At 57.4% G+C, this 21,008-nt stretch carries 26 protein-coding genes and 1 tRNA gene; 10 read left to right on the top strand and 17 right to left on the bottom strand.

Annotated elements, in window-relative coordinates; translation table 11 throughout:
* Positions 1 to 149: 149 nt before the first annotated feature.
* The 4 genes from plsX to GF108_RS08975 all read left to right on the top strand — a co-directional run bounded on the left by plsX (position 150) and on the right by GF108_RS08975 (position 3,342).
* Positions 150 to 1,235: a phosphate acyltransferase PlsX gene (gene plsX / locus GF108_RS08990; protein ID WP_370462113.1), complete on the top strand. Its 1,086-nt coding sequence runs from the start codon at positions 150 to 152 to the stop codon at positions 1,233 to 1,235.
* A complete protein-coding gene (locus GF108_RS08985; RefSeq protein ID WP_153667691.1) occupies positions 1,232 to 2,203 on the top strand; it encodes a beta-ketoacyl-ACP synthase III in 972 nt (323 codons plus the stop codon). The genes plsX and GF108_RS08985 overlap by 4 nt, the downstream gene beginning before the upstream one ends.
* 123 nt (positions 2,204 to 2,326) lie before the next feature.
* Positions 2,327 to 2,647, top strand: a complete 321-nt coding sequence (locus tag GF108_RS08980) for an integration host factor subunit alpha (protein WP_008128366.1) — start codon at positions 2,327 to 2,329, stop codon at positions 2,645 to 2,647.
* Positions 2,648 to 2,784: 137 nt separating this feature from the next.
* On the top strand, positions 2,785 to 3,342 hold the full coding sequence (locus GF108_RS08975; protein ID WP_153667690.1) for a MerR family transcriptional regulator: 558 nt from the start codon (positions 2,785 to 2,787) through the stop codon (positions 3,340 to 3,342).
* 142 nt (positions 3,343 to 3,484) lie between these two features.
* On the opposite strand, the gene GF108_RS08970 is transcribed toward GF108_RS08975, so the two are convergent.
* From GF108_RS08970 to GF108_RS08955, 4 genes are all read right to left on the bottom strand, one after another.
* Positions 3,485 to 3,799 (bottom strand): hypothetical protein, encoded by a 315-nt coding sequence (locus GF108_RS08970; RefSeq protein WP_153667689.1) that lies wholly within the window; start codon positions 3,797 to 3,799, stop codon positions 3,485 to 3,487.
* A 15-nt stretch (positions 3,800 to 3,814) separates the two neighbouring features.
* Positions 3,815 to 4,060 carry a hypothetical protein gene (locus GF108_RS08965; protein WP_153667688.1) on the bottom strand — a complete coding sequence of 82 codons (246 nt, stop codon included), beginning with the start codon at positions 4,058 to 4,060 and terminating at the stop codon, positions 3,815 to 3,817.
* Between the two features lie 134 nt (positions 4,061 to 4,194).
* Complete coding sequence (locus tag GF108_RS08960) at positions 4,195 to 6,267, bottom strand: ATP-dependent helicase (RefSeq protein WP_153667687.1); 2,073 nt, start codon at positions 6,265 to 6,267, stop codon at positions 4,195 to 4,197.
* Positions 6,268 to 6,422: 155 nt separating this feature from the next.
* Positions 6,423 to 7,088: a nitroreductase gene (locus tag GF108_RS08955; protein WP_153667686.1), complete on the bottom strand. Its 666-nt coding sequence runs from the start codon at positions 7,086 to 7,088 to the stop codon at positions 6,423 to 6,425.
* Positions 7,089 to 7,746: 658 nt separating this feature from the next.
* On the opposite strand from GF108_RS08955, the gene GF108_RS08950 reads away from it, so the two are divergent.
* Positions 7,747 to 7,823 (top strand) — tRNA-Pro (locus GF108_RS08950).
* 267 nt (positions 7,824 to 8,090) lie between these two features.
* On the opposite strand, the gene GF108_RS08945 is transcribed toward GF108_RS08950, so the two are convergent.
* Together GF108_RS08945 and GF108_RS08940 are read right to left on the bottom strand one after the other, a co-directional pair.
* Positions 8,091 to 8,306 carry a hypothetical protein gene (locus GF108_RS08945; RefSeq protein WP_153667685.1) on the bottom strand — a complete coding sequence of 72 codons (216 nt, stop codon included), beginning with the start codon at positions 8,304 to 8,306 and terminating at the stop codon, positions 8,091 to 8,093.
* 544 nt (positions 8,307 to 8,850) lie between these two features.
* Positions 8,851 to 9,630, bottom strand: coding sequence for a hypothetical protein (locus tag GF108_RS08940; protein WP_153667684.1), 780 nt, complete (start codon positions 9,628 to 9,630; stop codon positions 8,851 to 8,853).
* 319 nt (positions 9,631 to 9,949) lie between these two features.
* Here GF108_RS08940 and GF108_RS08935 point away from each other — a divergent pair, with 319 nt between their 5' ends.
* Positions 9,950 to 11,284, top strand: a complete 1,335-nt coding sequence (locus GF108_RS08935; RefSeq protein ID WP_153667683.1) for a hypothetical protein — start codon at positions 9,950 to 9,952, stop codon at positions 11,282 to 11,284.
* Between the two features lie 2 nt (positions 11,285 to 11,286).
* On the top strand, positions 11,287 to 11,862 hold the full coding sequence (locus GF108_RS08930) for a hypothetical protein (protein ID WP_153667682.1): 576 nt from the start codon (positions 11,287 to 11,289) through the stop codon (positions 11,860 to 11,862).
* Between the two features lie 28 nt (positions 11,863 to 11,890).
* On the opposite strand, the gene GF108_RS08925 is transcribed toward GF108_RS08930, so the two are convergent.
* The 3 genes from GF108_RS08925 to GF108_RS08915 all read right to left on the bottom strand — a co-directional run bounded on the left by GF108_RS08925 (position 11,891) and on the right by GF108_RS08915 (position 13,684).
* On the bottom strand, positions 11,891 to 12,250 hold the full coding sequence (locus GF108_RS08925; protein ID WP_153667681.1) for a hypothetical protein: 360 nt from the start codon (positions 12,248 to 12,250) through the stop codon (positions 11,891 to 11,893).
* Entirely contained in the window at positions 12,247 to 12,405 is a 159-nt protein-coding gene (locus tag GF108_RS08920) for a hypothetical protein (protein ID WP_153667680.1), read from the bottom strand. Before GF108_RS08920 ends, GF108_RS08925 begins: the two co-directional genes overlap by 4 nt.
* A gap of 139 nt (positions 12,406 to 12,544) precedes the next feature.
* The gene (locus tag GF108_RS08915; protein ID WP_172982601.1) at positions 12,545 to 13,684 is read right to left on the bottom strand and encodes a phage major capsid protein; all 1,140 of its coding nucleotides are present in this window, start codon (positions 13,682 to 13,684) and stop codon (positions 12,545 to 12,547) included.
* Positions 13,685 to 13,714: 30 nt separating this feature from the next.
* On the opposite strand from GF108_RS08915, the gene GF108_RS22190 reads away from it, so the two are divergent.
* From GF108_RS22190 to GF108_RS08905, 3 genes are read left to right on the top strand one after another with little or no spacing between them, the layout of a single operon-like run.
* Positions 13,715 to 14,011: a helix-turn-helix domain-containing protein gene (locus GF108_RS22190; RefSeq protein WP_172982600.1), complete on the top strand. Its 297-nt coding sequence runs from the start codon at positions 13,715 to 13,717 to the stop codon at positions 14,009 to 14,011.
* Positions 14,008 to 14,211: a helix-turn-helix transcriptional regulator gene (locus GF108_RS08910; RefSeq protein WP_153667678.1), complete on the top strand. Its 204-nt coding sequence runs from the start codon at positions 14,008 to 14,010 to the stop codon at positions 14,209 to 14,211. Before GF108_RS22190 ends, GF108_RS08910 begins: the two co-directional genes overlap by 4 nt.
* A complete protein-coding gene (locus GF108_RS08905) occupies positions 14,211 to 14,702 on the top strand; it encodes a phage terminase small subunit P27 family (protein ID WP_153667677.1) in 492 nt (163 codons plus the stop codon). Before GF108_RS08910 ends, GF108_RS08905 begins: the two co-directional genes overlap by 1 nt.
* A gap of 330 nt (positions 14,703 to 15,032) precedes the next feature.
* On the opposite strand, the gene GF108_RS08900 is transcribed toward GF108_RS08905, so the two are convergent.
* The 8 genes from GF108_RS08900 to GF108_RS08865 all read right to left on the bottom strand — a co-directional run bounded on the left by GF108_RS08900 (position 15,033) and on the right by GF108_RS08865 (position 20,866).
* Positions 15,033 to 15,407: a hypothetical protein gene (locus tag GF108_RS08900; protein ID WP_153667676.1), complete on the bottom strand. Its 375-nt coding sequence runs from the start codon at positions 15,405 to 15,407 to the stop codon at positions 15,033 to 15,035.
* A 175-nt stretch (positions 15,408 to 15,582) separates the two neighbouring features.
* Positions 15,583 to 16,785: an AAA family ATPase gene (locus tag GF108_RS08895; RefSeq protein ID WP_153667675.1), complete on the bottom strand. Its 1,203-nt coding sequence runs from the start codon at positions 16,783 to 16,785 to the stop codon at positions 15,583 to 15,585.
* Positions 16,782 to 17,006 carry a hypothetical protein gene (locus tag GF108_RS08890; protein WP_153667674.1) on the bottom strand — a complete coding sequence of 75 codons (225 nt, stop codon included), beginning with the start codon at positions 17,004 to 17,006 and terminating at the stop codon, positions 16,782 to 16,784. The genes GF108_RS08895 and GF108_RS08890 overlap by 4 nt, the downstream gene beginning before the upstream one ends.
* Positions 17,007 to 17,129: 123 nt before the next feature.
* Positions 17,130 to 17,405, bottom strand: coding sequence for an AlpA family transcriptional regulator (locus tag GF108_RS08885; RefSeq protein WP_153667673.1), 276 nt, complete (start codon positions 17,403 to 17,405; stop codon positions 17,130 to 17,132).
* A 97-nt stretch (positions 17,406 to 17,502) separates the two neighbouring features.
* Positions 17,503 to 17,889: a hypothetical protein gene (locus GF108_RS08880; protein WP_153667672.1), complete on the bottom strand. Its 387-nt coding sequence runs from the start codon at positions 17,887 to 17,889 to the stop codon at positions 17,503 to 17,505.
* Positions 17,890 to 17,897: 8 nt separating this feature from the next.
* On the bottom strand, positions 17,898 to 19,220 hold the full coding sequence (locus tag GF108_RS08875; RefSeq protein ID WP_153667671.1) for a tyrosine-type recombinase/integrase: 1,323 nt from the start codon (positions 19,218 to 19,220) through the stop codon (positions 17,898 to 17,900).
* 335 nt (positions 19,221 to 19,555) lie between these two features.
* The gene (locus GF108_RS08870; protein ID WP_153667670.1) at positions 19,556 to 20,233 is read right to left on the bottom strand and encodes a DUF1194 domain-containing protein; all 678 of its coding nucleotides are present in this window, start codon (positions 20,231 to 20,233) and stop codon (positions 19,556 to 19,558) included.
* 351 nt (positions 20,234 to 20,584) lie between these two features.
* The gene (locus GF108_RS08865; RefSeq protein WP_153667669.1) at positions 20,585 to 20,866 is read right to left on the bottom strand and encodes a hypothetical protein; all 282 of its coding nucleotides are present in this window, start codon (positions 20,864 to 20,866) and stop codon (positions 20,585 to 20,587) included.
* Positions 20,867 to 21,008 lie beyond the last annotated feature (142 nt).

Raw genomic sequence — 21,008 nt, 5'->3', positions numbered from 1 at the left:
AGGATTGGGACAAGTATTCAAGCTTATTGGGTCGAGCGCGCCTGTGATTGGGCAGAAATCAGTTGTGCGCCTACGCAAAATGTCTATTTTCCCCGAGTCTTTTCAAAGAACGCCATGCACAGGCACTGAACCAGACAGGACAATCGAGAGTGATCAGAATTTCCATTGACGCCATGGGCGGTGATTTCGGTCCAGAGGTCGTCATCCCCGGCATGGCTACGGCGCTGGAGCGCCATCCTGACATCAGGTTCGTGGTCTTTGGGCGTGAGGCGGAGGTGGCTCCGATCCTTGCCCGCCACCAGGCATTGGCGAATGCATCGACCTTGCATCATTGCGACATTGCGGTACGCATGGATGAAAAGCCAAGCCAGGCTTTGCGCAACGGGCGTTGGAAATCGTCCATGTGGCGGTCGATCGAGGCGGTGAAGACCGGCGAGGCGGATGTCTGCGTTTCGGCCGGCAATACCGGCGCCCTGATGGCCATGTCAAAATTCTGCCTGCGTACAATGGCGAATGTCGAGCGTCCGGCGATTGCCGGTATTTGGCCTACCCTGAAGGGCGAGAGCATTGTTCTCGACATTGGTGCAACGATTGGCGCCGACGCCCAGCAACTCGTCGATTATGCGGTCATGGGCGCGGCGATGGCTCGTTCGCTCTTTGAAATCAAGCGTCCGACAATTGGCCTCCTCAACGTTGGTGTTGAAGAGATCAAGGGACAGGACGACGTCAAGGATGCTGCGCGCATCCTGCGCGAGATACCTTTGCCCACGCTCGAATATTACGGTTTTGTCGAAGGCAACGATATCGGCAAGGGTACGGTCGATGTCGTCGTGACCGAAGGGTTCGCCGGTAACATAGCCCTGAAAGCGGCCGAAGGTACGGCCAAGCAGTACACACAGTATTTGCGCGATGCGATGAACCGCACGCTGATGGCGAAGATCGGCTACCTCTTTGCCAAAAGCGCTTTTGATCGCATGCGGGAGAAGATGGACCCGCGCAAGACCAATGGCGGCGTCTTCCTTGGCTTGAACGGCGTTGTCATCAAGAGCCATGGCGGTACCGATGCTCTCGGCTTTGCTTCGGCGATCGACGTCGGCTATGACATGGCCCACAACAAGCTTCTGGACAAGATCGCGGCGGATCTTACCCATTTCCATAAGAGCCCGGTCGGTGTGGCTTTCAAGGATGAAACCGAAAGCGACGCCGAGGTTGAAATAGAACAGGGAAGTAAATGATCCGTTCCGTTGTTAAAGGTATAGGGGCGGCCACGCCGGCGCGCCTGGTAAAGAATTCTGATCTCGAAGGCATTGTCGAAACTTCGGACGAATGGATCGTCCAGCGCACCGGCATCAGGCAGCGCTACATTGCGGGTGAGGGTGAAACTACCGCATCGCTCGGCGAAGCGGCAGCGCGCGCCGCTCTCGACAATGCGGGCATGACGCCGGCAGACATCGACCTCATTATTCTTGCAACTTCGACTCCCGACAACACGTTTCCGGCTACGGCGGTCAATATCCAGGCCCGGCTGGGCATGACGCACGGTTTTGCATTCGACATGCAGGCGGTCTGCTCCGGATTCGTCTACGCGGTTGCAACAGCCGACCTTTATATTCGCGGCGGCATGGCAAAGCGCGCTTTGGTGATCGGCTCCGAGACATTCTCGCGCATCCTCGACTGGAATGACCGCACGACCTGTGTGCTGTTCGGTGACGGCGCCGGTGCCATCATCCTCGAGGCCAATGAAGGCCGTGGGCTTACCTCCGATCGCGGCGTGCTGACCGCCAATTTGCGCTCCGACGGCTCGCACAAGGACAAGCTTTATGTCGATGGCGGACCGTCGACGACACAGACTGTCGGCCACCTGCGGATGGAGGGCAGGGAGGTCTTCAAGCATGCGGTCGGCATGATCACGGACGTGATCGAAGCCTCGTTTTCCGAGGCCGGAATTACTGCCGAGGACATTGACTGGTTCGTGCCGCACCAGGCCAACAAGCGCATCATCGACGCCTCCGCAAAGAAGCTGCATCTGGCCGAAGAAAAGGTTGTCATCACCGTTGACCGGCACGGAAATACATCAGCCGCTTCAGTACCCTTAGCACTCGCGACGGCTGTTGCGGACGGGCGTATCAAGCAAGGCGATCTCGTGCTGCTCGAGGCCATGGGCGGGGGCTTTACGTGGGGTGCAGTTCTGCTACGCTGGTAGCAGGACGACCGGGTCCGTGGATTGGCCGACGAACTCTTCCAAGCTGCTTGCCCGATCGGTTTTCATCCTATAACTTCCGCTATCACCGGGTAGATTTGCAACAAACGAGAGCTTTGAGATCGTATGGGGGGTAAGACCATTACGCGTGCTGATCTGGCCGAGGCAGTCTACCGCAAGGTAGGGCTTTCGCGAACGGAGTCAGCTTCACTCGTCGAAACAATCCTCGATGAGGTATGTGACGCAATTGTTCGTGGCGAGACAGTTAAATTGTCGTCGTTCGCCACGTTCCAGGTAAGGGACAAGAATGAACGCATCGGGCGCAATCCGAAGACCGGGGAAGAAGTCCCGATCCTGCCGCGCAGGGTAATGACGTTCAAGGCATCCAACGTGCTCAAGCAGCGGATTCTCCGCTCCCACCAGACACGCAAAAAGAAATCAGCCTGAATTCGGGCGATTCCGCAACTTTAAGCGTCCTTTTGCGCGAGATTGCTGTGAGGTAGTCTCGCGTTCCGCTTGAATTATGCATTGCAAATCGCTGAAAATGGAGGTCGAATCAGATTTTCTCCTGAAAGGGTGAAAACATGGACAAAAGCCCCGACGCATTCAGAACCATCAGCGAAGTCGCGGAAGACCTCGATCTGCCCCAGCATGTCCTGCGCTTCTGGGAAACGCGGTTCACGCACATAAAGCCGATGAAACGCGGTGGGGGCAGGCGCTATTACCGTCCGCTCGATGTGGACCTCCTCAAGGGCATCCGCCATCTCCTTTACGATCAGGGCTATACGATCAAGGGCGTGCAGCGTCTTCTGCGTGAAAACGGGACGCAGTTCATCATTGCGCTTGGCAGCGGTGATACGGCGGCAGCGGAAGCAATCAGCCAGCAAAAGCAGGCCAATGCCCGCCAGGAGGAAGCGCTTGCAGCCGAACAGGATCGGGTCGATGCTGCCGAGGAAGCCGCGGTCATGGGAACGCCGAAACCCGCCGCCCACGGGCGCCGGCTCTTCGGCCTGATCAAGGGCGAGGATGAAGGACCTGTCGCGGCCGATGGCAAGCGCCTCTCCAAGGACAACCGCACGCTTCTGCAGGAGACCTTGTTCGACCTCTTGGAATGCAAACGTCTGCTCGATCAGGTTCGATAAGCCCACAAAAAAAGCCCAGCTTTCATCGGAATGAAAGCTGGGACTTGGGGGTTGGGCCGTGGGGTGCGGCCTTGCTGGTTGGGAACCAGTACCTATAAAATGCCTATCTGGCGGATTGGTTCCAAAGAACCCGCATAATTTTTTAACGCGCCAGCATGCCGATGATGACGCCAAGTCCGGCGATGATCATCAGCGTTGAAACCGAGTTCTGGGTTGGCGTATCGGCGATCTGCCGCGCCTTGTGCCCGAGGCCGATGGCAGCACGGCGGCCGCGCTCCCGCAGATCGTCGAGCGTCGATGTCTCGTCGTGATCATCATCGTCGTTAAAATCGTCGAGCAGCTGCACGCCCTTGTCAGCCAACGTCTTGGTGATGGCGGCAAGATCGCGCTTCAACTCGGCAATTTCGGCCTTGAGGCGAACCTTGTCCGCCTCATTCTCAATGGTTGTTTCATCCATGACGCTTCGGTCCTTCTATCGCCGAGCGAGCAGGCCGACCAGCACCGCTGCGCCAGCCAGGATGGCGATGGTAGCCACGGGATTTTCGCGCGCTGTGGCGGCTGCATGTTTCGCCTGCTTCGTCGCAATGCGCTTTACTTCATCAAATCGTTCACTGCTCAAATCGGGAAGACTTGCGGAGATCTTGGAAATTTCTTTGCGCAGGGCAGCGATCTGCGCCTCGACATCACCTTGAATATCATCCGCATTCTTTGAAAACATTGCCATTTTTGGGAGCTCCTATTACTGACAGAGCTATAACGACCGCGCCTCGCGAATGTTCCGCGCGTGACCGTCGTTTTGCTCTTTCATCCCTGGGTTTTACCGCGCCTCAACCCAGGGTCGATGACGGAAACTTACCGCCACATTGCCCGCATTTTTGCGGCGACATCGACGCGTTGGCTGCGAACATCCTTGGCGCGCGCCTCCTGATCCCGGTTGTGCACCGGCCACGGTCGATTCTCGAAATACTGCAGCAACGTTGCCGGGATGAAGCGCGTGCGCGACGCGTAGACGTGACGATCGCCGAGTGAATTCTGGCCGTGTGTGAAGAAACGCTGCGGCAGGATGAGGTGGAGGCTATCCTTGGCACGCGTCATCGCCACATAGAGCAGGCGGCGCTCTTCCTCGAGTTCGGCCGTCGTTCCGGCGCCAAGGTCGGACGGGATGCAGCCATCGACAGCATTGAGGATAAACACGGATTTCCATTCCTGTCCCTTCGCGGAATGGATCGTCGACAGGATAAGGTAGTCCTCGTCAAGCAGCGGAACGCCCGATTGGTCGCTCGTCGCATCCGGTGGATCGAGGGTGAGTTCGGTGAGGAAACGCTCGCGAGACGCATAGCCTGCGGCGATCTGTTCGAGTTGCAGCAAATCCGTCTTGCGTATTTCGGCATCCTCGTGAATGCGGTCGAGATGCGGTTCGTACCAGGCGCGCGCTCGCTCGAGCTCGGCAGGCCAGCCTGTCGTTCCGCGCTTCAAGTCGTTCAGCGCATCGACGAAAGCTGACCAGTCATTGCCCGCACGGGGAGGCGCGGCAATCTGCGCGAGCGCGCCGAGCGGATCGGGCTGCTCGGCCATTTCATCGAGAACGCGGCGCGCCGAGGTCGGGCCGACGCCCGCTATGATCTGCATAAGCCGGAAGCCCGCAACGCGGTCGCGTGGGTTTTGGGCAAAACGCAGCAAGGCAAGCATATCCTTGACATGGGCGCTGTCGAGGAACTTGAGGCCGCCGAACTTGACGAAAGGAATGTTGCGCCGCGTCAGTTCGACTTCCAATGGGCCGCTGTGGTGCGACGTCCTGAAAAGCACGGCCTGCTGCTTCAGCAAGGTTCCCGTTTCGCGATTTTCCAGTACCTGTTCGACGATGTAGCGGGCCTGGTCTGCCTCGTCCTTGACGCTCACCATGCGGGGCCGCTCCGCCGATTCGCGCTCGCTCCAGAGGTTCTTGGTAAAGCGTTCTCGCGCCAGATCGATCACGCCGTTAGCTGCGGCAAGGATCGGCCGGGTCGAGCGATAGTTACGGTCAAGGGTGACGATACTCGCCTGCGGTGTGAAGGTGGCAGGAAAATCAAGGATGTTGCGTACGGTCGCTGCGCGAAATGAATAGATCGATTGCGCATCATCGCCAACGACCGTCAAACCGACGCCGGCCGGCCGCAAGGCCAGAAGAATCGAGGCCTGCAGCCGGTTGGTGTCCTGGTATTCATCGACGAGAACGTGATCCCAGCGGCAGCCCATATCGTCGGCGAGCATCGGATCGCCGACGGTTTGCGCCCAATAGAGAAGCAGGTCGTCATAATCGAGTACGTTCTGCAGCTGCTTGGCTTCGACATAGGCGGCAAAGAGCTCGCGCAGCTGTTTCTCCCAGCCGGCCACCCAGGGAAAGAATGCCTGCAGCACCTCAGCGAGCGGCGCTTCCGAGTTGACGACGCGGGAATAGATGGCAAGGCATGTTCCCTTGGTCGGAAAGCGGCTTTCCGTCTTGGAGAAACCGAGTTCGTGGCGAACAAGGTTCATGAGATCGGCGCTGTCTTCACGGTCGTGGATCGTAAAGTCGGGATTGAGGCCGATCTGTTCGGCATAATCGCGCAGCAGGCGCGCGCCAATGCCATGAAACGTGCCCGCCCATGCGAGCGCGTCGGTCATGATTGCGGCATTAGCGCCCAACACCTGCCCACAAATACGCTCCACCCGCCGCGCCATTTCCGAGGCAGCCCGGCGTGAGAAGGTCATCAGAAGAATGCGACGTGGATCGGTGCCCTTGACGATGAGATGCGCCACGCGGTGGGCAAGCGTGTTGGTTTTGCCGGATCCGGCGCCGGCAATGACAAGCAACGGCCCGCCAATGGTCGATGGAAGCAACTCTGTTCCATATTCGACGGCAAGCCGCTGTTCGGGGTTAAGTTTCTCCAGATAGGCAGCGCCCATAGTCCCTCATTGCGGCAAGCCGGTCGGCTGCGTAGCGGCAGCGGTGAGTCGTCGCGCAAGACTACTCCAGCTTGGCCTGCGAACAAATGAAGAACTTTCGCGTTTGGCGTGTAGTCGCGAAAATCGACCGGCAAAAGGTGAATTGAGCCGAGTGGCTAGTCGCCGACGAACGTGACCGTCTCGGCGAGTGGCGCGCGACCTGTACGCGGGTAATTCACCGTGGGGTCTTCGTAACCGATCGACATGCCGCAGAAGAGGATGAGACCGTCCGGAGGTGACAGGGCGTCCGCGACCGACTCGCGAACCTGCGACCACGCCATCTGCGTGCAACTGTGCAGGCCTTCAGCGCGGAGCAGCAGCATCACGGTCTGCAGATACATGCCGACATCAGCCCATTGCGGCAGGCCCAGATCGCGGTCGATATAGCAGAACAGCGCGGCTGGCGCACCGAAGCAGTTCCAGTTGGCAATGGCTGCCCGCTGGCGCGCCTCCCAGTCCTCGCGCGCAATACCGAGCGCGCTGTAGCGCTCCTTGCCGAAAGCGGACCGGCGCTCGGCGTAGGGCGACTTCAACACGGGCGGGTACATCTCGTACTGCCGCTCGTCCCAAGGGTCGCCGTGGGCCACGCGCTCGACGGCGTCGGTCTTGAGTTCAGCCAACGGCGCGCCGGTCATCACATAGGTATTCCACGGCTGGATATTCGATCCGGACGGAGCCCAGGCCGCGGCGGACAGCACGCGCTCGAGCAATTCCCTCGACACAGGCTCGTCTTTGAATCCGCGCACCGCCCGTCGGCTTGCAACTGCCTCATATACATCCATGATCGCCTCCATACCGCGATGCGTTTTTTACTTTTTTTGCAATGGAGGTTGTAATCACACCGTGGTCTGGGAGGCCTAAATCAAACGTTTAGCGACCTCATGCGTGTGAGGGCATCGCCACAGGCCCTTGGTCCTATCGAGCATCGCCAACATCAGGAGCTTCTATGTTCCTACGCGCCGGCGCTATCAGCCTGGCCCAGCTCAAGTTGCCGAATTATTTTCATCACTGCGGTTGAAGACCAATTGTCCGCGGATGGAGGATGAAAGGGCGAAATATCCAGGAGGGATGCTATGTCCCGTGAAGTCAGCTTCGGATTGGCTGATTTAAGGCTGGAAACAAAATCGGAGATCCTGGTCGCTTGATCGCGCTTGTCCGGTTTTGGGCGATACCGCTTTCGAGGTGGCTGCATGGCTGTTGGAGTCTTGGGGCAAAGTGATTCGGAGATTGGATTTTGTCGGCTCACGACGATCCACACAACCTGATGCCGAGGAATTCTTGGTGGAGGAGGGTACCGATCATGCACGGCGTCCCATTGGAGCGTCGTGGGACCTTGGGTGCCGGTCTATTCCACGGCGTTCATTAGTGTGCAGTTTGTTCTTTTTCTTACGTTTGGGGTATTGCTAAAAAAAGTCCAGTAATCTAGGGCTTTCAGCGGTTCGGAGTGTAGCGCAGCCCGGTAGCGCACTTGACTGGGGGTCAAGGGGTCGTCGGTTCGAATCCGGCCACTCCGACCAAAATTCCCCAAAGAAATCATCATCTTAAGAAATAGGTCCGCAAGGGCCCTTTTCTATTTTAGAGAAATTGGGTCCATTCTGGGTCCAGTAAGGGCGAACGACGCCTTCCGGTAAGCGAGAAAGGGTCGGACCCAGAATCGCGCTCAGCGGCCCGCTGTGTGGCAAGGAAGTGGCATTGAGGGCGGTTATCGCAAAATTACGAAAGCTTATTTGTGAAACAAAATGGGGATACCCCTACTTTGATATCGCAAGGCTGGTGACTTATGGCTACGGCCTGCAGGCCCGTTCCAGTGCATCGAGGAAACTCTGGTCGCCGTCCGGCTCGATCTCGGCAAGCGCCTGACGCAGCCCGTCGAGATGGTAGCGCAGCCGCCTGCGCGGATCGTCGGTACTGGCAACGGCAGCGCCAGCCGCAGCCGTCGCGGCACCAGCCAGCACCACGCGGCGGCTCATCGGCTTATCGGCAAGGCGAACGATAGGCATGATATGCAACCATACCATCCATTGACCAGCGTGGCGGCGGAAATGTTGCCAAAGTGTTCCGGTTGCATCGTCGGCACTTCATGCAAGAAGTAAGCAGCGCGTGCCGACAACGTGAACAGACAAGGAACGGTTTTGCAACTGCGGTTGCGCAAGGCGTTAACTTCTTTAGTGACTAAAGAAGTTCGCTTGCCTTCGCACGGCAGGAAAATCTAAAGTGGCGTTAACCAGCTTAACATCACTTTTGGCAATTTTGTCTGTGCGGCAGACAAAGTTATGTCAAGCGGCTGGACAAAACTCGTTCACCCGGTTGACGAGTTTCAAGCAACGATCTCACTTCCCAAGACTCTTTGGAAGTTTGGCAACCACCTCCGGAGGTGCCTCGCGCTTCAGCGCCGACGCTTCGGTAACTGACCTAGTGCTGACGCCCATCATTTCAGCAGCCTGTGATTGGTTAACAAGAAGCAAATTTGCGTCTTGATCCAGTGATCGACGGTTACCGCCATGTTTGACAGACGTGATATCGCTAGCAACCATGGCTCGCTGGCTATTGCGCCTGCGGCCACTGCAGGTCCGGCGGCAGCGTCGCGGCAATGGCGCGCAAGTCTTCAACCGCAGGATCGGTCCAGACGATGTCGCTGTCCGGCGCGAAGGTGTTGTCCATGAGCCAGACGGCAATTTCGCTGACGATGGCCTGAACGTCCGGCTGGGAAAATACCGGCACCAGCAGGGCGGCGAGCGCGTCGAAGTCGGCAGCGCTGGCAAAGCCTGTGCGATCATATTTCGACGTCAACTGGGCGATGACCGGATCGAACCCGAAAGCCAGTTGCGCTGCCGTGCCCGACGCGGCCAGCAGGGCTGCGTTGAACGGATCGCTGCGGCTCGTCGGCACCACCGCGATGACGTGGCCGTTCGGGTGCGTGCCGAGCGAGGCGACGCCGCCGCACAGCGCCAGCGCGGTGACGATATGGCCCGCCTCATGGACGCCGGTTACCCAATACTTCTCAACGGGTTTCGGAACGAAGATGGCAAGTTCCTTGGTCGTCGGGTTCCACCACAGATCGCCGCCCTGCGCTTCGGCTGGCGCTGTGTCGGCGATGGTGACGGGAGGCAGTTCGTCGCGCCACAGCGTCGCGTAGTCGGCGTCGCTCGTCTTCGCCAGCACCTGCTTGGCAAGGCCGCCAGCCGGAACGCCTTGGCCTGCCGGTCCGCGTTCGCCGGGTGCGGCCTTGCGGGCCAGGCGGACCTTGTGGTCCTTGTTCGCCGCCGCCACCGCCTGATGACGCCGCTGGCTCGATCGGTGACCAACTGCGCTTGCGCCTGCCATAAAGTTTGCCGTCGTCCGGCGCTTCGGTGATGACCGCCTTGCCGCGCAGTTTGAGTTTGCCGGTAACGTCATCGAAGACGAGATCGTCGCTGCCGCCGATCCTGTCCTTGCCGGTGAACACGGCGACCTGATCGGCTTCGCCGGTTCCGCTGACGTCCTTTCGCTCAGGCTTCACTTGTCTGGCCATCAACTCCCTTTCCGCCTACAGCTTCTTGGCACACCGTGATGTGCCAATAAATACTGCTCCGTTAGAAAGTATTCGTTCAAGAAGATGTAGCACAATGGAACGCTCCAAAGAGCACATTTTCTGAGGGATCAAATGGCGTTCCGAAAAATAGCACTCAACTTACTATTAGTGAACCGAGCAAACGACCGACACGGTGAATTGGAGAATGAAACGGCCGCCATAGCGTGGCTTTTTAATGAGCGCGAAGCCCACATGCGCAATTTGGCCAAGGATATCGTCGTGGAAGGCGAAATCTATGAAACGCCGCTCGTTGCCCCAGTAGATTCTAAATATGTCGTTTTTGATGGAAACCGCCGCATAACATGTCTGAAACTCCTCGATGATCCACGACGCGCCCCTACATCGGAACTTCAAGCTTTCTTTCGTGAACAGCGAGCCAATTGGAAAGGCGTTTTTCCTATTCAAATATTGTGCCAAGTAGAGAGCGATCGAGATAGAATAGACGAAATTTTGTATCGACGTCATACGGGCACGCAGAACGGAATTGGTCAAAGCAACTGGGACGATCGTATGAAAACGACTTTCGTCTCTCGCACCGGCAAAGGCGGGGGCGTCAATGTTGCGGATGAGATTGAGAAGCTGTTGGCTCATGCAAAGCTATTGCCGGCACATCGCAAAATCCCTAGATCAACGATGAACCGATTACTATCTGCCGAACCGTTCCGAAACCGTGTAGGTTTCAGTGTTAACAAAGGCCGGTTCGAATTTACACACGACCAGACGGCTTCGCTTGCCGCGATGGCTCGAATCGCAAGAGACCTTGCTGAGCGCAAGGTCGTGCTGAGCGATATTTGGGATGTGGATGGAAAGAGCGCCTACCTCGACGGCTTAGCTGGAGAGGGTGTCCTTCCTCCACCCTTATCTTCAATATCAGTATCCAAGCAAAAGAAGGGATCGATACCTTCAACGAAGCAGAAGTCAGCCAGTCCAACGACCACGACTCCCACCACTAAGACGGCCAAGCCCGTACAACGAAAGAATCTTATTCCCCATAAGGACTACGGATTGGTATGGCCGGGCCGGTTGCAAAGGCATCACCAAATATGGGAGGAACTACAGTACCATCTAGAATTGGCGCGACATCCCAACGCAATTGCCGTTTTACTGCGGGTTCTTATTGAGTTGTCTGCAGAAAACTACATCCAGCAGCAAAATTTAGCCGTCGTTCACACGAATGATAAGCTTGCGGTACGCGTACAAAAAATTGGTAGTCACATGCAGGGACGCGGCAAACTTGACAAGAAGCAAGTGACTATGCTGGCCAAATTCCAACACACCGAAGAACTAGTCTCCGCCGATACGCTCAACCGCTATGTCCACTCGCCAAATTTCGCACCCTCATCAGATCACCTAACGGCGATCTGGGACAGTCTTTCAGAGTTTATCGTTCTCTGTTTGGAGGCGTAACGATGACTGTTGGTTGTGAAAGGGAGTTTGCCACCGTAAACGCACTTCTCGCTACAAAGTTCGATACAAGGGGGGTAGACGCATTCTGCTTGGCTTGGATCAAGTATGAACGACAGTTGCGGAAAGTTGCCGCTTTTCTGGTTTATCAATCCTCTGAACTTGGACGTTCTGAAAAGCCGGCGTTGCGAGAAGTTATACGGAGCAAGAAAACGATTTCGCACATCTCTTTGAGAGGCAGTATCTCGCTTCTTTGTGGAGCAAAATTTTCACAACTAATCGGCGATGATTACGCAAGTTTGTCTCACTCATTATCTTCATCTTACAATGCTAGGCAGAAAATTGTTCATGGCCAGCAAACAGGGCTTCGTCTATCAAGAGAAAATTTAGAAGAGAAAGTGCACCACATTCAACGATGGTGCATGCTATTTTCGGATTCCTCTTATGATCGATTTGGATATGATGGGTTCGGGGGTAAAACTTCTTTATTCAAATCCAACAACGCCACCCTGTCGAAAGCGATTGACGAACAATTGGCTATTGCCAATGGATGGGCGGAGTTTGTTCGAACACGTTTCTAGACAAACTTGCTGCTTCGTCTAGCCTCAACTATTGCGTTGATGAGTCGAATCCTCGACGTTCATTGTCTACCCCCCGTCGCCAGGCGGTCAGTTCCTCACTCAGGTCCAACTGAAACTCGCGAATGGAGAGGCGCAGCCGGTTTTGCTGGTCCTCGTAGTGCGTCAGCCGTTCTTCGATTGCCGCAAAGCGCTCGTCAATGTCTTTGCCGATCGTGTCGATGCGCTGGCCGATCTCGGCATTGTTGCGCCCGACTTCCTTTCCAAGCACATCGACGATGGCTTCGGCGGATATTTCCTTCCAGATGTTCGGATGCTTGGCGATGATCTCTTCGGACCTTTGCTGCAGTTCTTCCGCAGTCATCTCCTGATGCTTGATGATCTTGCTCATGTGCGCTCCTGCTGTTCGAGCCTCGCGATCTTGCGCAGCAACGTCGCGCGCTCGATCTCGAAAGCCTGCGCTTCCAGTTCGCGAAGTCGGCGGTACACGTCGAACAGGTCCCAGACGATCGAGCGGGTGCTTTCAGGCTGCTGCATCACGTTCATGGCGTGGGTCCTTCATGCTAAGAGTGGTGGCCGGTGCCGCGCGCGACTGCAACACCGGCCAGGCGCGCGCAAATGAAGCAAAACTCTTCCTGCACTCTCGAAGAGATGACAAATGCCCCAGTCGCCCGCGCTGTTTGGTTCACCATTGCACACCGTCCATAAAGCTGACGCGGCCATGACGCGTGGTCCATCCGATGGATTCGAGAAGGCGGATACCGGTCAACGCCATTTGCCACAAACTCGTCGTCGGCGTTGCCATTGTGCCGCCGCTCGACACCGCAGTCGGATCGTCGCGGGCAACGATGGTCGCATCCTCGACGATGCTGATCTCGGCACCGCCGCCCGTGCCGATGACAAGATCGTCGAGATCGATGGCGACGACGCGGCCAACCGGCAGCACGGACGACTCCATGATCATCAGCGTTGCCGCAGTTGTCAGCTGCAGGCGGACGTTCAACGCCTGCATCGGGTTCATCACATAGGCGATGCGGCTCGCCGCGGGATCGAAGGCCGACGCCAAAGTCATGAGATCAGCAGTTATGGCCTCGGCAGGTGACGTCGCCGACGATGCCGTCAACGGCGTCAGCCCATGCAACAGGCCTTCCGGCTGGCTGCTGCTGACATCGCCGTCGCCGAGCAAAATGGCGTCGATGCCCGTGGCCAGGTCTTCGGCCAGAGCCTGCCGCAACACGCTTTCGACGCTCGGCACCGAACGCCGCAATATCTCGCGGGTATAGTGGCTGATGACGCCGCATTTCCAGATGTACAGGACTGCCGAACCGAGATCGACCGCGCGCACCGGAACCGGCGCACCTTCGCCGACGAACGGATTGTCGGTTGCGGGCGGCAAGGCCCGCGTCGGCAGGCGGATCGAGCCGAAGGAAGACATGTCCAGCGACAGCGAAACGGCGGAAAGCTGGGAAAACACGGAGCGCGGCGACAGCGCCTGAATGACCCCGTAGACGCCGCTTCCAACGAGATCACCAGCCCAATTTGGAACGTCGGTGCGCGCCGGATCGGTTTGCGCCCGCTCGATGAGGAAGCCACGCGGGTTGCGCAATGCATCGATGATCTTCGTCTTCTGGCGCGGGTAGTGCTGGCCAGCGGCATCGACGGCACTGCCGCCATTCGTATGGGCAAGGGCAAGGCAGACGATGCCTTTGACGATGGCGTCGGTGGCGGTATCGCGGCGAGAGGCTTTGACGGCCTTGCTGACACCGATGAGCTTGTCATCGATGTTGGCAATCCGGCGTTCGATGGAGATGTCTGCGTATCCCATGAAAATGCCCTCCTGCGCGGTGGAGGGCGGATGGTTTCCGATGCTGGCCGCCAGCGATCCACGGCGGTATCTAAATACCACATCTCGCAAGTATGCGATATAGTCGCGCCCATGGCGCCGACGATTCGCGACGGTAAAATTGCTGACATGCTCGAACGCAAACTCGAAGAGTTGGCTGCAACTGGCATGACCTATCGTGCGATCGCTCGCGAACTGGGTACGAGCGCGGGCCATCTCTGGCGCTACCGCAATGGCGAAATTCGATCCCCTTCCTACGCACTCGGCACGAAGATCGTGAAACTGCATGAGAAGGTGCTGTCGAAATGAACGATCCGCGCACCGTCTTTGCCAACATTCGCCGCTTGCAAAAATTCGACATGACGCTGGCCGAGATCGCTAGAGCCTGCCGCACCCATCGTTCGACGCTTGACCGCGTTCTGCGGGGCCAGCGGTTTTCCGATCCACCGCAGGACGTGATTCAGCGGTTGGCCGATTTGGTAGCCGAGAAGACGAGGGCTTCGCACTGATGCGCGGCAAACCAGTCTCAGCGGAAGTGAAGAAACTTGAGGGAAACCGGGCAAAAAAGCGCCGTAGCGCGATCAGGCCGCCGCTGCGCACCAAGGGCGCACCGGTAATGCCGGACGGTATGACTGTGGCCGAGAAACGGCTCTGGCTGTTCGTTGTGTCGGCGATGCCATCGGACTTTCTGCGGAAAGCGGACAGTTCGATCCTGCAACGCTTCGTTCACGCCTGGCGGGCCTATGGCCTGATCAACGAAGAGATCGAGAAACGCGGCCTGCTCATCGAAAACGAAGACGCCACGAAACTGCCGACGCCAAACCCGCTGATCAAGATTTCGCTGGTGTATGCCAAGGAGATGGACGTCACCGGCCAGCAGCTTGGTCTGTCACCAGCTTCACGGGCGCGGCTCGTCGGCTCGAACGATGTCGAAGACGACGACATCATGGATGCGTTGATCGGCAGCGGCGCGGAAGACCGCGACTGGTATCGGCAATAAAGGCTGGCCAGAAAGCTTTTAGAGTCTAAAAGGTTTCCAGATCGTCCCAGTTGCGTCGCGGACAGACTCCGGATAAACGAAGATATAGAAGCCCAAAAATGCCGGTTTTCGGCGGGTTTTCAGCCCTTTAGGCATTTTCTGAACGAGCGGAATGTAGAAAGAAAGCCCGGACGCGCTCACCCGGCGGGCACCCGTGTCCCCCTCTTGCCACCCCCCTGACGTCCCCGCAGACCGCCTATTGCCACATGTGGCAATACTTCCTTCCGACTCTATCGGCACATGTGCCGATACTTCCGTCAGAGTCCTACACCGCTATCCACAGATACTGGATCACTCTCCTGCGTGCTTCTCGGCCAGCGCTTCCTTGATCCGTGTTTGTAAGCTGCTGACGTACTCTGGGTTGTCACGCAACCACATGGCACGCTGATCGCCTTGCTTGACCTTGATGGCGATTGCCTCATCGAACGTAAGTGTCTCAGGCAAACCGTCGAAGATGGCAAGAAGCTGAAGCATAGCCTCACCCTCGGCGATATTGACCATCCCTCGTTCCTTTAGTCGATCACGAGCATCGAGTGACGCTCTGCCCAAGTCGCCGAACGTGAGGCGTGGAAATTGTGCAGCAGTGGCTTCCATCAATGCGTTTCCCTCAAGTTCGCTCGCCATGAGAAAGTCCACGACGGCATTGTGTTCTTGTGCAGTCAGCATTTTTCCGTCTCCCTGTTTTTGCCGATGTCGTGCGGCCTCGGCGTGCCGGTTCTCCACCTCTCGCGGGACACCCCACCCCACCCCCTCACCCCTAAAGGGGTGCAGGGGGGGTAAGGGTTGTCTTGGGGTATGCAAACGGGGCATTTTCTCCACCTTTTCTCCACCTTGAGCGGCGTCACTCCGCGTCATCCACAACACCGAAAAACTTGCGCGGCCTGCTCTTCGCGTCGAGACGTTCGACAATGCAAAGCTGCTTGTTTTCCACCCATCGGTTGAGCACGATCCTGACGTTGCTCCTTGCCCGGTTTTGCTCCGATGTGCGCTCGCTGACGGCAAGGCCGCGGCCGACATCGAGTTCGGCGATATTGGCGACGACGTAGCCACCCCAGTCCTCGGACTGGTCGCTGGTGCGGTATGAAGTCTCGCGGAAGGCAGTCCGCACCATTTCCAGATGTTCGAGTTTGATAGCATCGAAGGGTTTGGGCGGGTCCTTGCGGACGAAGCGGCCATCCTTCCATTGCAGGCCGATGGGCAAGCCCTTGGCCGAGTAATTGGACTTCATCACTTCGAGCAGCCGAACGGTTTCGTCCACCTCGACGCCGTTGCCGTCCTTGACGGTGTGCAGATAGAGCCGCGCACGAACCGAGTTGTTCCAAGCCGTCGAGCCGCTGGTGCCGCTGCCTGACGCCAAGCCGGAAAGCGAGGGGTGGCCGAGAATCAGCACGACGCAATTGAATTCGATGGCGAGGTGCCGCAGCATGCCGATGAATTGCTTGGCCAGCGGTCTTGAATTTTCGTTTCCGCTGAAAATGTCGGCCAGATTGTCCAGTATCAGCAGCGTGGGCAGTTCGTGTTCAAGTTGCTGCACCAGTGCCTGGTAAAGCTTCGTCGCCTGCATCCGTCCAGCCTTGGCGTCCTCGACGGCCAAGACAGCGTCACGGCCAGCAAGCAGGCTGAGTTTGAGTTCTGTCAGGCTGGCGAGATCAATGCCTTCGGCCTCGCAGATATCGAACAGCCGCGCGTGGGTTTCCTGGAAATCGTCTTCGGCGGACACATAGAGCGTGCCGCCTTGCCGGACGGCGATATCGAGCCACGGCGTTCCTGCGACGATTGCAACGGCAAGTTGCATGGCGATCCACGATTTGCCGACGCCGCCATCGCCTGACAGCATGATGGTGTTGCGCATCGGCAAGATGCGCTGCTCGTCGAGAAATTCGCGTTCCGGACGCGGCAGGCCTGCGAGGTTGGCGGCGGTGATGATCGGCAGCGGATTGTCCGGCTTCGCCTTCGTCGCATTGGGCCTGAATGGCGTTGACTGGTGCTTGACCGACTCCTCTTCCCACAGGGGATTGACCTCGGATGGCGAGCGAAAGGTCATGCCGCGCTCCCCGTGCCGCCATTGTCGTTGCCATGCGGTGGACAGAAATGGATTAGCGGCTCGATGCGCTTGTCAGGCGGCAAGGTGCAATTCAGGAATGCGAGCAGCGCGTCTTTGAGCTTGCGGGCATTGGCGAAACTGAAATTTTCCATCAGCGCGAAATGCGCCTCGCGCATTGCGAGAAAGGCGACAAGTTCGGCATCATCATCGGTTTTGTTCATCGGTTCCTCCTGATCGAGGAAGCCGCTGTCTTGCGCAGGAAGGGGAAGGGGCGTTATGATCGCTGTGTTACTGGATAACCATCTCGCCTTCTGATCCGCCGCGCACTGACCAGCGCGGCGGTTTCAGTTTGAGAGTCGCGTCAAAGCTTTCGGACGACCACGGGAACGCGGTTTGGCATCGAGACCAACCTTGGCGCGTGCCTCGGCTTCTGCCTGACGTTCGCGCATGAGGCGACGAATCTGTCCCAACGTGTTTCCACGGCGACCAGGCGACAGGTCGAGGTAGGGTGGAAACCATCCTTCCTTTCTTCCGCGCCACTGCGAGGTTTCCGAGAGGCTGGTCAGCGCCGTTATTTCGGCGGGAGTCAAAATCCTGTCGTCGTCATCATGGAAGTCCATGGCCGTTCTCCGCAAAACATCAATGTCATCTGAATTACGAAGAACGTTGCGCCTTGGTGAAACGGACTGCAAATGTAATTAAAGACCCGCCATTTAATTACTGTTCCGGCGTGGGTAATCCCCAAGCCGGTTTTGTTTTTCTAGGCTTTTTGGCCTTGATGCCGTTCTTGCGCATTTCTTCGTAGATCATCGTTCGAAGACTGCGGGCATCCTTGTCGCTAAGCGACAGAAAGTCGCGCGCCACTGCGACGATGTCTTTGACCTTCATGCCAGCCGCCACGGCCTTGGTTGCAGACGTGGCAACTTCCTTGAGTCCTTCGGAACGGCGACCACGCGCGACGGCTGGTGCGTCCAATTCATCCAGTACGGCGGCGAATTTATCGAGCAATCCCATCGTGGCCTCGCTCGGCAGCATCTCGCGAATACCCGTCGGATCGTCGGCGAGACTGGCACGCGCACCCAAGGCTTCGAGCCGCTTGCGCAACTCATCTTTCATGAGCGTGCCCGCAGCGGAATGACAGCGCCGGTTTGCTTTTCACCGGAAAGCAGGGCTTGGACATGGCGCGCCCAAGTATCGAGCGCCATCTTCTTTTCATCGAACAGATCGTGCGCGTCGTAATGCTGCGCCATGGTGTCGTCATCGACATGGGCGACGACCGCCTTGCGATAATCTTTGGGTATCCGCAAGCGGGCCATTCCAGTGACCATCGTTCGGCGAAATGCATGCGGCGTCGGCGGGTCAGCCTTCAACCGCTTGACGATCTCGCCGTCCTCGCCGGTTTCGTCGAGTGCCGGAATGATGCGGCGCAAGGCTTGCGATAGAGAATGGCGGGCAACGCGCTCGCGGCTGAGGAACCGGCTGGCGAAGATGTATTCCCCCATCGGACGATCATCTGCCTCGGCCTCTTCCTGCTGGCGGGCAATTTCTCGCTTGATGATGGCAGCAACCGGCTTCGATATCGGCCAGACATGGCGTCGCCTCGCCTTCATTCTATGTGCTGGAATATCGGCATAGGCCTCATCGGTATCGAGATAATGCAGTTCCTTGAGTTCCAATCCGCTGATTTCTGCTGGCCGCTGACCAGTCAATGCCAAAACATGCAGTGCCGCCTTAACGCCCGCCGCCAGATTGGCCTTGTCAATGGCGCGCCAGAGCACGACGAGTTCAGCGTCGCTCAACGTCCGGTCAACTTCCTGCTTGCGTTCCTTGGCTTTTGGAATCCCAATCATCGGCGAGGCTTGCAACAGGCCCTGATCGACGCACCACTGGAAAAACGTCAGCATGGCGGCCCGCAATCGGTTGGCGCTGACCGGTGCATCTTTCCTGACTTCTTGGATGCGAGCGGCAAGCTGCGGCTTGGTGACGTCGGCGAGGGCGGTCGATCCGAACTGCTTTTGCAAGTTGCGCTTGAGGTGACCTAGGTCTTGGTCCCAAGTATCTTTCCGTTCCTTGAGGGCAGGGGTGTATAATTCGACTACCTTGTCGATGGTCAGAACTTCCTCGGTTTCCTTACGCTTGCGTTCCGTCTTGATCGTCTCACGCTCGGCAGCAGGATCAGCGCCGCCGCGCACACGTCCCCGCTCGATCTCGGCATTGGCGCGCATCTTGGCCATGGTGATATGCGGATGCTCGTCGAGCGGTGCGCGTTTCTTCTTGGCGCTGCCGAGCGCCTTATAGCGGTAGGTGCCGACAATGCGGTCCGAATAGACGCGGACAACGAAGCCGCTGATCTTGTCGTCGGTATATTCGACATGGCCTCTTTCGGGCCGTTGGACTGTCTTTGCGAAGGTGTCGTCGAGGTGGATTACGGGCATTGTCTGGGTCCAGTTTCGGGGTCGCTCAAGGGGTCAAAGAGACAAGGGGTCTAGGGTCTTTCAAATTCTGGGTCCATTCTGGGTCCACTTTATTGAAAACGCTTGGACCCAAATGAAAACCACTGAACTATCATTATCCCATAAGCTATTAATTTACAATGGTTTTGAAAACGCGTGCACTTGACTGAAAACGCCTGTGGCACTTCTGGGGGTCAAGGGGTCGTGGGTTCGAATCCCGCCACTCCGACCATTATCTCCACAATAGGTGTTGAGCAGCTCGTCCCCCCAGGTCGATTTTTGCCGCATGAATCTTGTCGGCAGTTGCGGGCGGAAAGTCAGGATAATTCCCTGATGAGTTTCAATCTGATCGCCAGCGCAAAATCCTCGAACTTTCGTATGTTCATTACAAACCGTTCGGAACCGAGGATGACCCGGTCGTTGTAATAATCCGCGAGATCGGTCTCTTCATCGGAGATTGCCAAGGCATTGATGGTAACGCCCATCTCTTGCGCACGTTGGCGTGCCTGAAGCAGGGAAACCGAGCGCCTCCGTCTTGGTCTTGTCGTTTCCATGCCGTCGCCGGAAATATCGACGATCCGCCGTCTCGCGCACGCATGCGATCCCGACAGGAGCTCCAGCGCGACCCAAAGACCGTCACCTATATCGGTGTTGCCGAAGACCACCCGCTCGCTTTTCTCGATCTCGTCGGCAAACTTTTGCGAAGGCTCGATGCCGTCCATGACGGTCCAGTCGATGATCTGCGCTGGAAACTCGCCATCTCCCCAAAAGACCGCTGCAACCGCGACGGTTCCGGATGCCCTTATGGCAGACAGGACCTGCCTGTCACGGAACGCCGCGACGATCGCCGATTTCTGGAATTCGTATTCCTCGTCGCTAATGCTGCCCGAGCCATCGACCGCCAGCACCAGTGCGGTATCGACGCATGCGTGCGAACGCGAAGAAGTGACGATGGCAGCCAAGGTCGCCACCGCAAAGAGCAACGCCTTATGCATGGACCACCCCCGTGGTGCGCTCTGACGGAGCCGTCATCCTAACATGCACGATGGACGAACACTCTCCCCCCAAATGGGTTAAAGGGGCGGGCGACGCATTTGGGCAAGCCGGTAAAAAAAATTATGAGTGGTTCAAATTGTATTGGTGCGATTTAGCAATTTAAAAACCTCGGCATTGTACAAGCGCTCTCATGGAACACTCACCAAACTACTACGTCATCGGTCTCACCAGCATGCTGGTCCTGTGGGTATCGGTCCTGATGCTGTTGCGCACCGCGGGCATGTAGCCCCGGGGGAACGTCGCCGGCTTGATTCGCCTGCATTGGCGTCGGCCGTCGCTTCGACGTGGCGTTACTTCCAGACTTCGATCTTCGCGATCTTGTTGTCCTTGGTCATCGTCAACTTATATTGCTCGAACCGGGTCTTGTCGTCGCAGGTGACGCGCACGACCGTCGGGCCCATGGAAGACAATACCTTGTCGACATAGGCGTTCGACACCTGATCGCACCAGTATCCTACGTTGCGGATCGCGCGCGCGGTCCGGCGCTCCAACATGTTTTTTTCCATCGTTTGCGCTTCAGCCAGGCTGGCGCAGCAGAAGAAAGCAACGAGAGCCGCAAGGATGAATTTCATGCTCTAACCCCAAGCAAAAGTGGATCTATTCAGGTGGAGATCCGACCGAACAGGCTATCGCCGTCGCCCAAGAAGATGCTCGGCACTATACCCAATTGCAACGATGTTACTGTAACAACTTTGACGCGGCACTTTATTTGAC

Origin of the sequence: Phyllobacterium sp. SYP-B3895, assembly GCF_009647635.1 — a bacterium.
In the GTDB taxonomy this organism is placed as follows: Bacteria; Pseudomonadota; Alphaproteobacteria; order Rhizobiales; family Rhizobiaceae; genus Phyllobacterium; species Phyllobacterium pellucidum.
Note: the sequence above shows the minus strand (reverse complement) of the source record. Positions and strands in the feature narration are given on the sequence as shown.

Bases quoted from the DNA above. Each gene is read 5' to 3' on its own strand.
- GF108_RS08985 (WP_153667691.1), top strand. From the start codon at position 1,232: ATGATCCGTTCCGTTGTTAAAGGTATAGGGGCGGCCACGCCGGCGCGC.
- GF108_RS08980 (WP_008128366.1), top strand. From the start codon at position 2,327: ATGGGGGGTAAGACCATTACGCGTGCTGATCTGGCCGAGGCAGTCTAC.
- GF108_RS08975 (WP_153667690.1), top strand. From the start codon at position 2,785: ATGGACAAAAGCCCCGACGCATTCAGAACCATCAGCGAAGTCGCGGAA.
- GF108_RS08970 (WP_153667689.1), bottom strand. From the start codon at position 3,799: ATGGATGAAACAACCATTGAGAATGAGGCGGACAAGGTTCGCCTCAAG.
- GF108_RS08965 (WP_153667688.1), bottom strand. From the start codon at position 4,060: ATGTTTTCAAAGAATGCGGATGATATTCAAGGTGATGTCGAGGCGCAG.
- GF108_RS08960 (WP_153667687.1), bottom strand. From the start codon at position 6,267: ATGGGCGCTGCCTATCTGGAGAAACTTAACCCCGAACAGCGGCTTGCC.
- GF108_RS08955 (WP_153667686.1), bottom strand. From the start codon at position 7,088: ATGGATGTATATGAGGCAGTTGCAAGCCGACGGGCGGTGCGCGGATTC.
- GF108_RS08945 (WP_153667685.1), bottom strand. From the start codon at position 8,306: ATGCCTATCGTTCGCCTTGCCGATAAGCCGATGAGCCGCCGCGTGGTG.
- GF108_RS08940 (WP_153667684.1), bottom strand. From the start codon at position 9,630: ATGGCAGGCGCAAGCGCAGTTGGTCACCGATCGAGCCAGCGGCGTCAT.
- GF108_RS08935 (WP_153667683.1), top strand. From the start codon at position 9,950: ATGGCGTTCCGAAAAATAGCACTCAACTTACTATTAGTGAACCGAGCA.
- GF108_RS08930 (WP_153667682.1), top strand. From the start codon at position 11,287: ATGACTGTTGGTTGTGAAAGGGAGTTTGCCACCGTAAACGCACTTCTC.
- GF108_RS08925 (WP_153667681.1), bottom strand. From the start codon at position 12,250: ATGAGCAAGATCATCAAGCATCAGGAGATGACTGCGGAAGAACTGCAG.
- GF108_RS08920 (WP_153667680.1), bottom strand. From the start codon at position 12,405: ATGAACGTGATGCAGCAGCCTGAAAGCACCCGCTCGATCGTCTGGGAC.
- GF108_RS08915 (WP_172982601.1), bottom strand. From the start codon at position 13,684: ATGGGATACGCAGACATCTCCATCGAACGCCGGATTGCCAACATCGAT.
- GF108_RS22190 (WP_172982600.1), top strand. From the start codon at position 13,715: ATGGTTTCCGATGCTGGCCGCCAGCGATCCACGGCGGTATCTAAATAC.
- GF108_RS08910 (WP_153667678.1), top strand. From the start codon at position 14,008: ATGAACGATCCGCGCACCGTCTTTGCCAACATTCGCCGCTTGCAAAAA.
- GF108_RS08905 (WP_153667677.1), top strand. From the start codon at position 14,211: ATGCGCGGCAAACCAGTCTCAGCGGAAGTGAAGAAACTTGAGGGAAAC.
- GF108_RS08900 (WP_153667676.1), bottom strand. From the start codon at position 15,407: ATGCTGACTGCACAAGAACACAATGCCGTCGTGGACTTTCTCATGGCG.
- GF108_RS08895 (WP_153667675.1), bottom strand. From the start codon at position 16,785: ATGACCTTTCGCTCGCCATCCGAGGTCAATCCCCTGTGGGAAGAGGAG.
- GF108_RS08890 (WP_153667674.1), bottom strand. From the start codon at position 17,006: ATGAACAAAACCGATGATGATGCCGAACTTGTCGCCTTTCTCGCAATG.
- GF108_RS08885 (WP_153667673.1), bottom strand. From the start codon at position 17,405: ATGGACTTCCATGATGACGACGACAGGATTTTGACTCCCGCCGAAATA.
- GF108_RS08875 (WP_153667671.1), bottom strand. From the start codon at position 19,220: ATGCCCGTAATCCACCTCGACGACACCTTCGCAAAGACAGTCCAACGG.
- GF108_RS08870 (WP_153667670.1), bottom strand. From the start codon at position 20,233: ATGCATAAGGCGTTGCTCTTTGCGGTGGCGACCTTGGCTGCCATCGTC.
- GF108_RS08865 (WP_153667669.1), bottom strand. From the start codon at position 20,866: ATGAAATTCATCCTTGCGGCTCTCGTTGCTTTCTTCTGCTGCGCCAGC.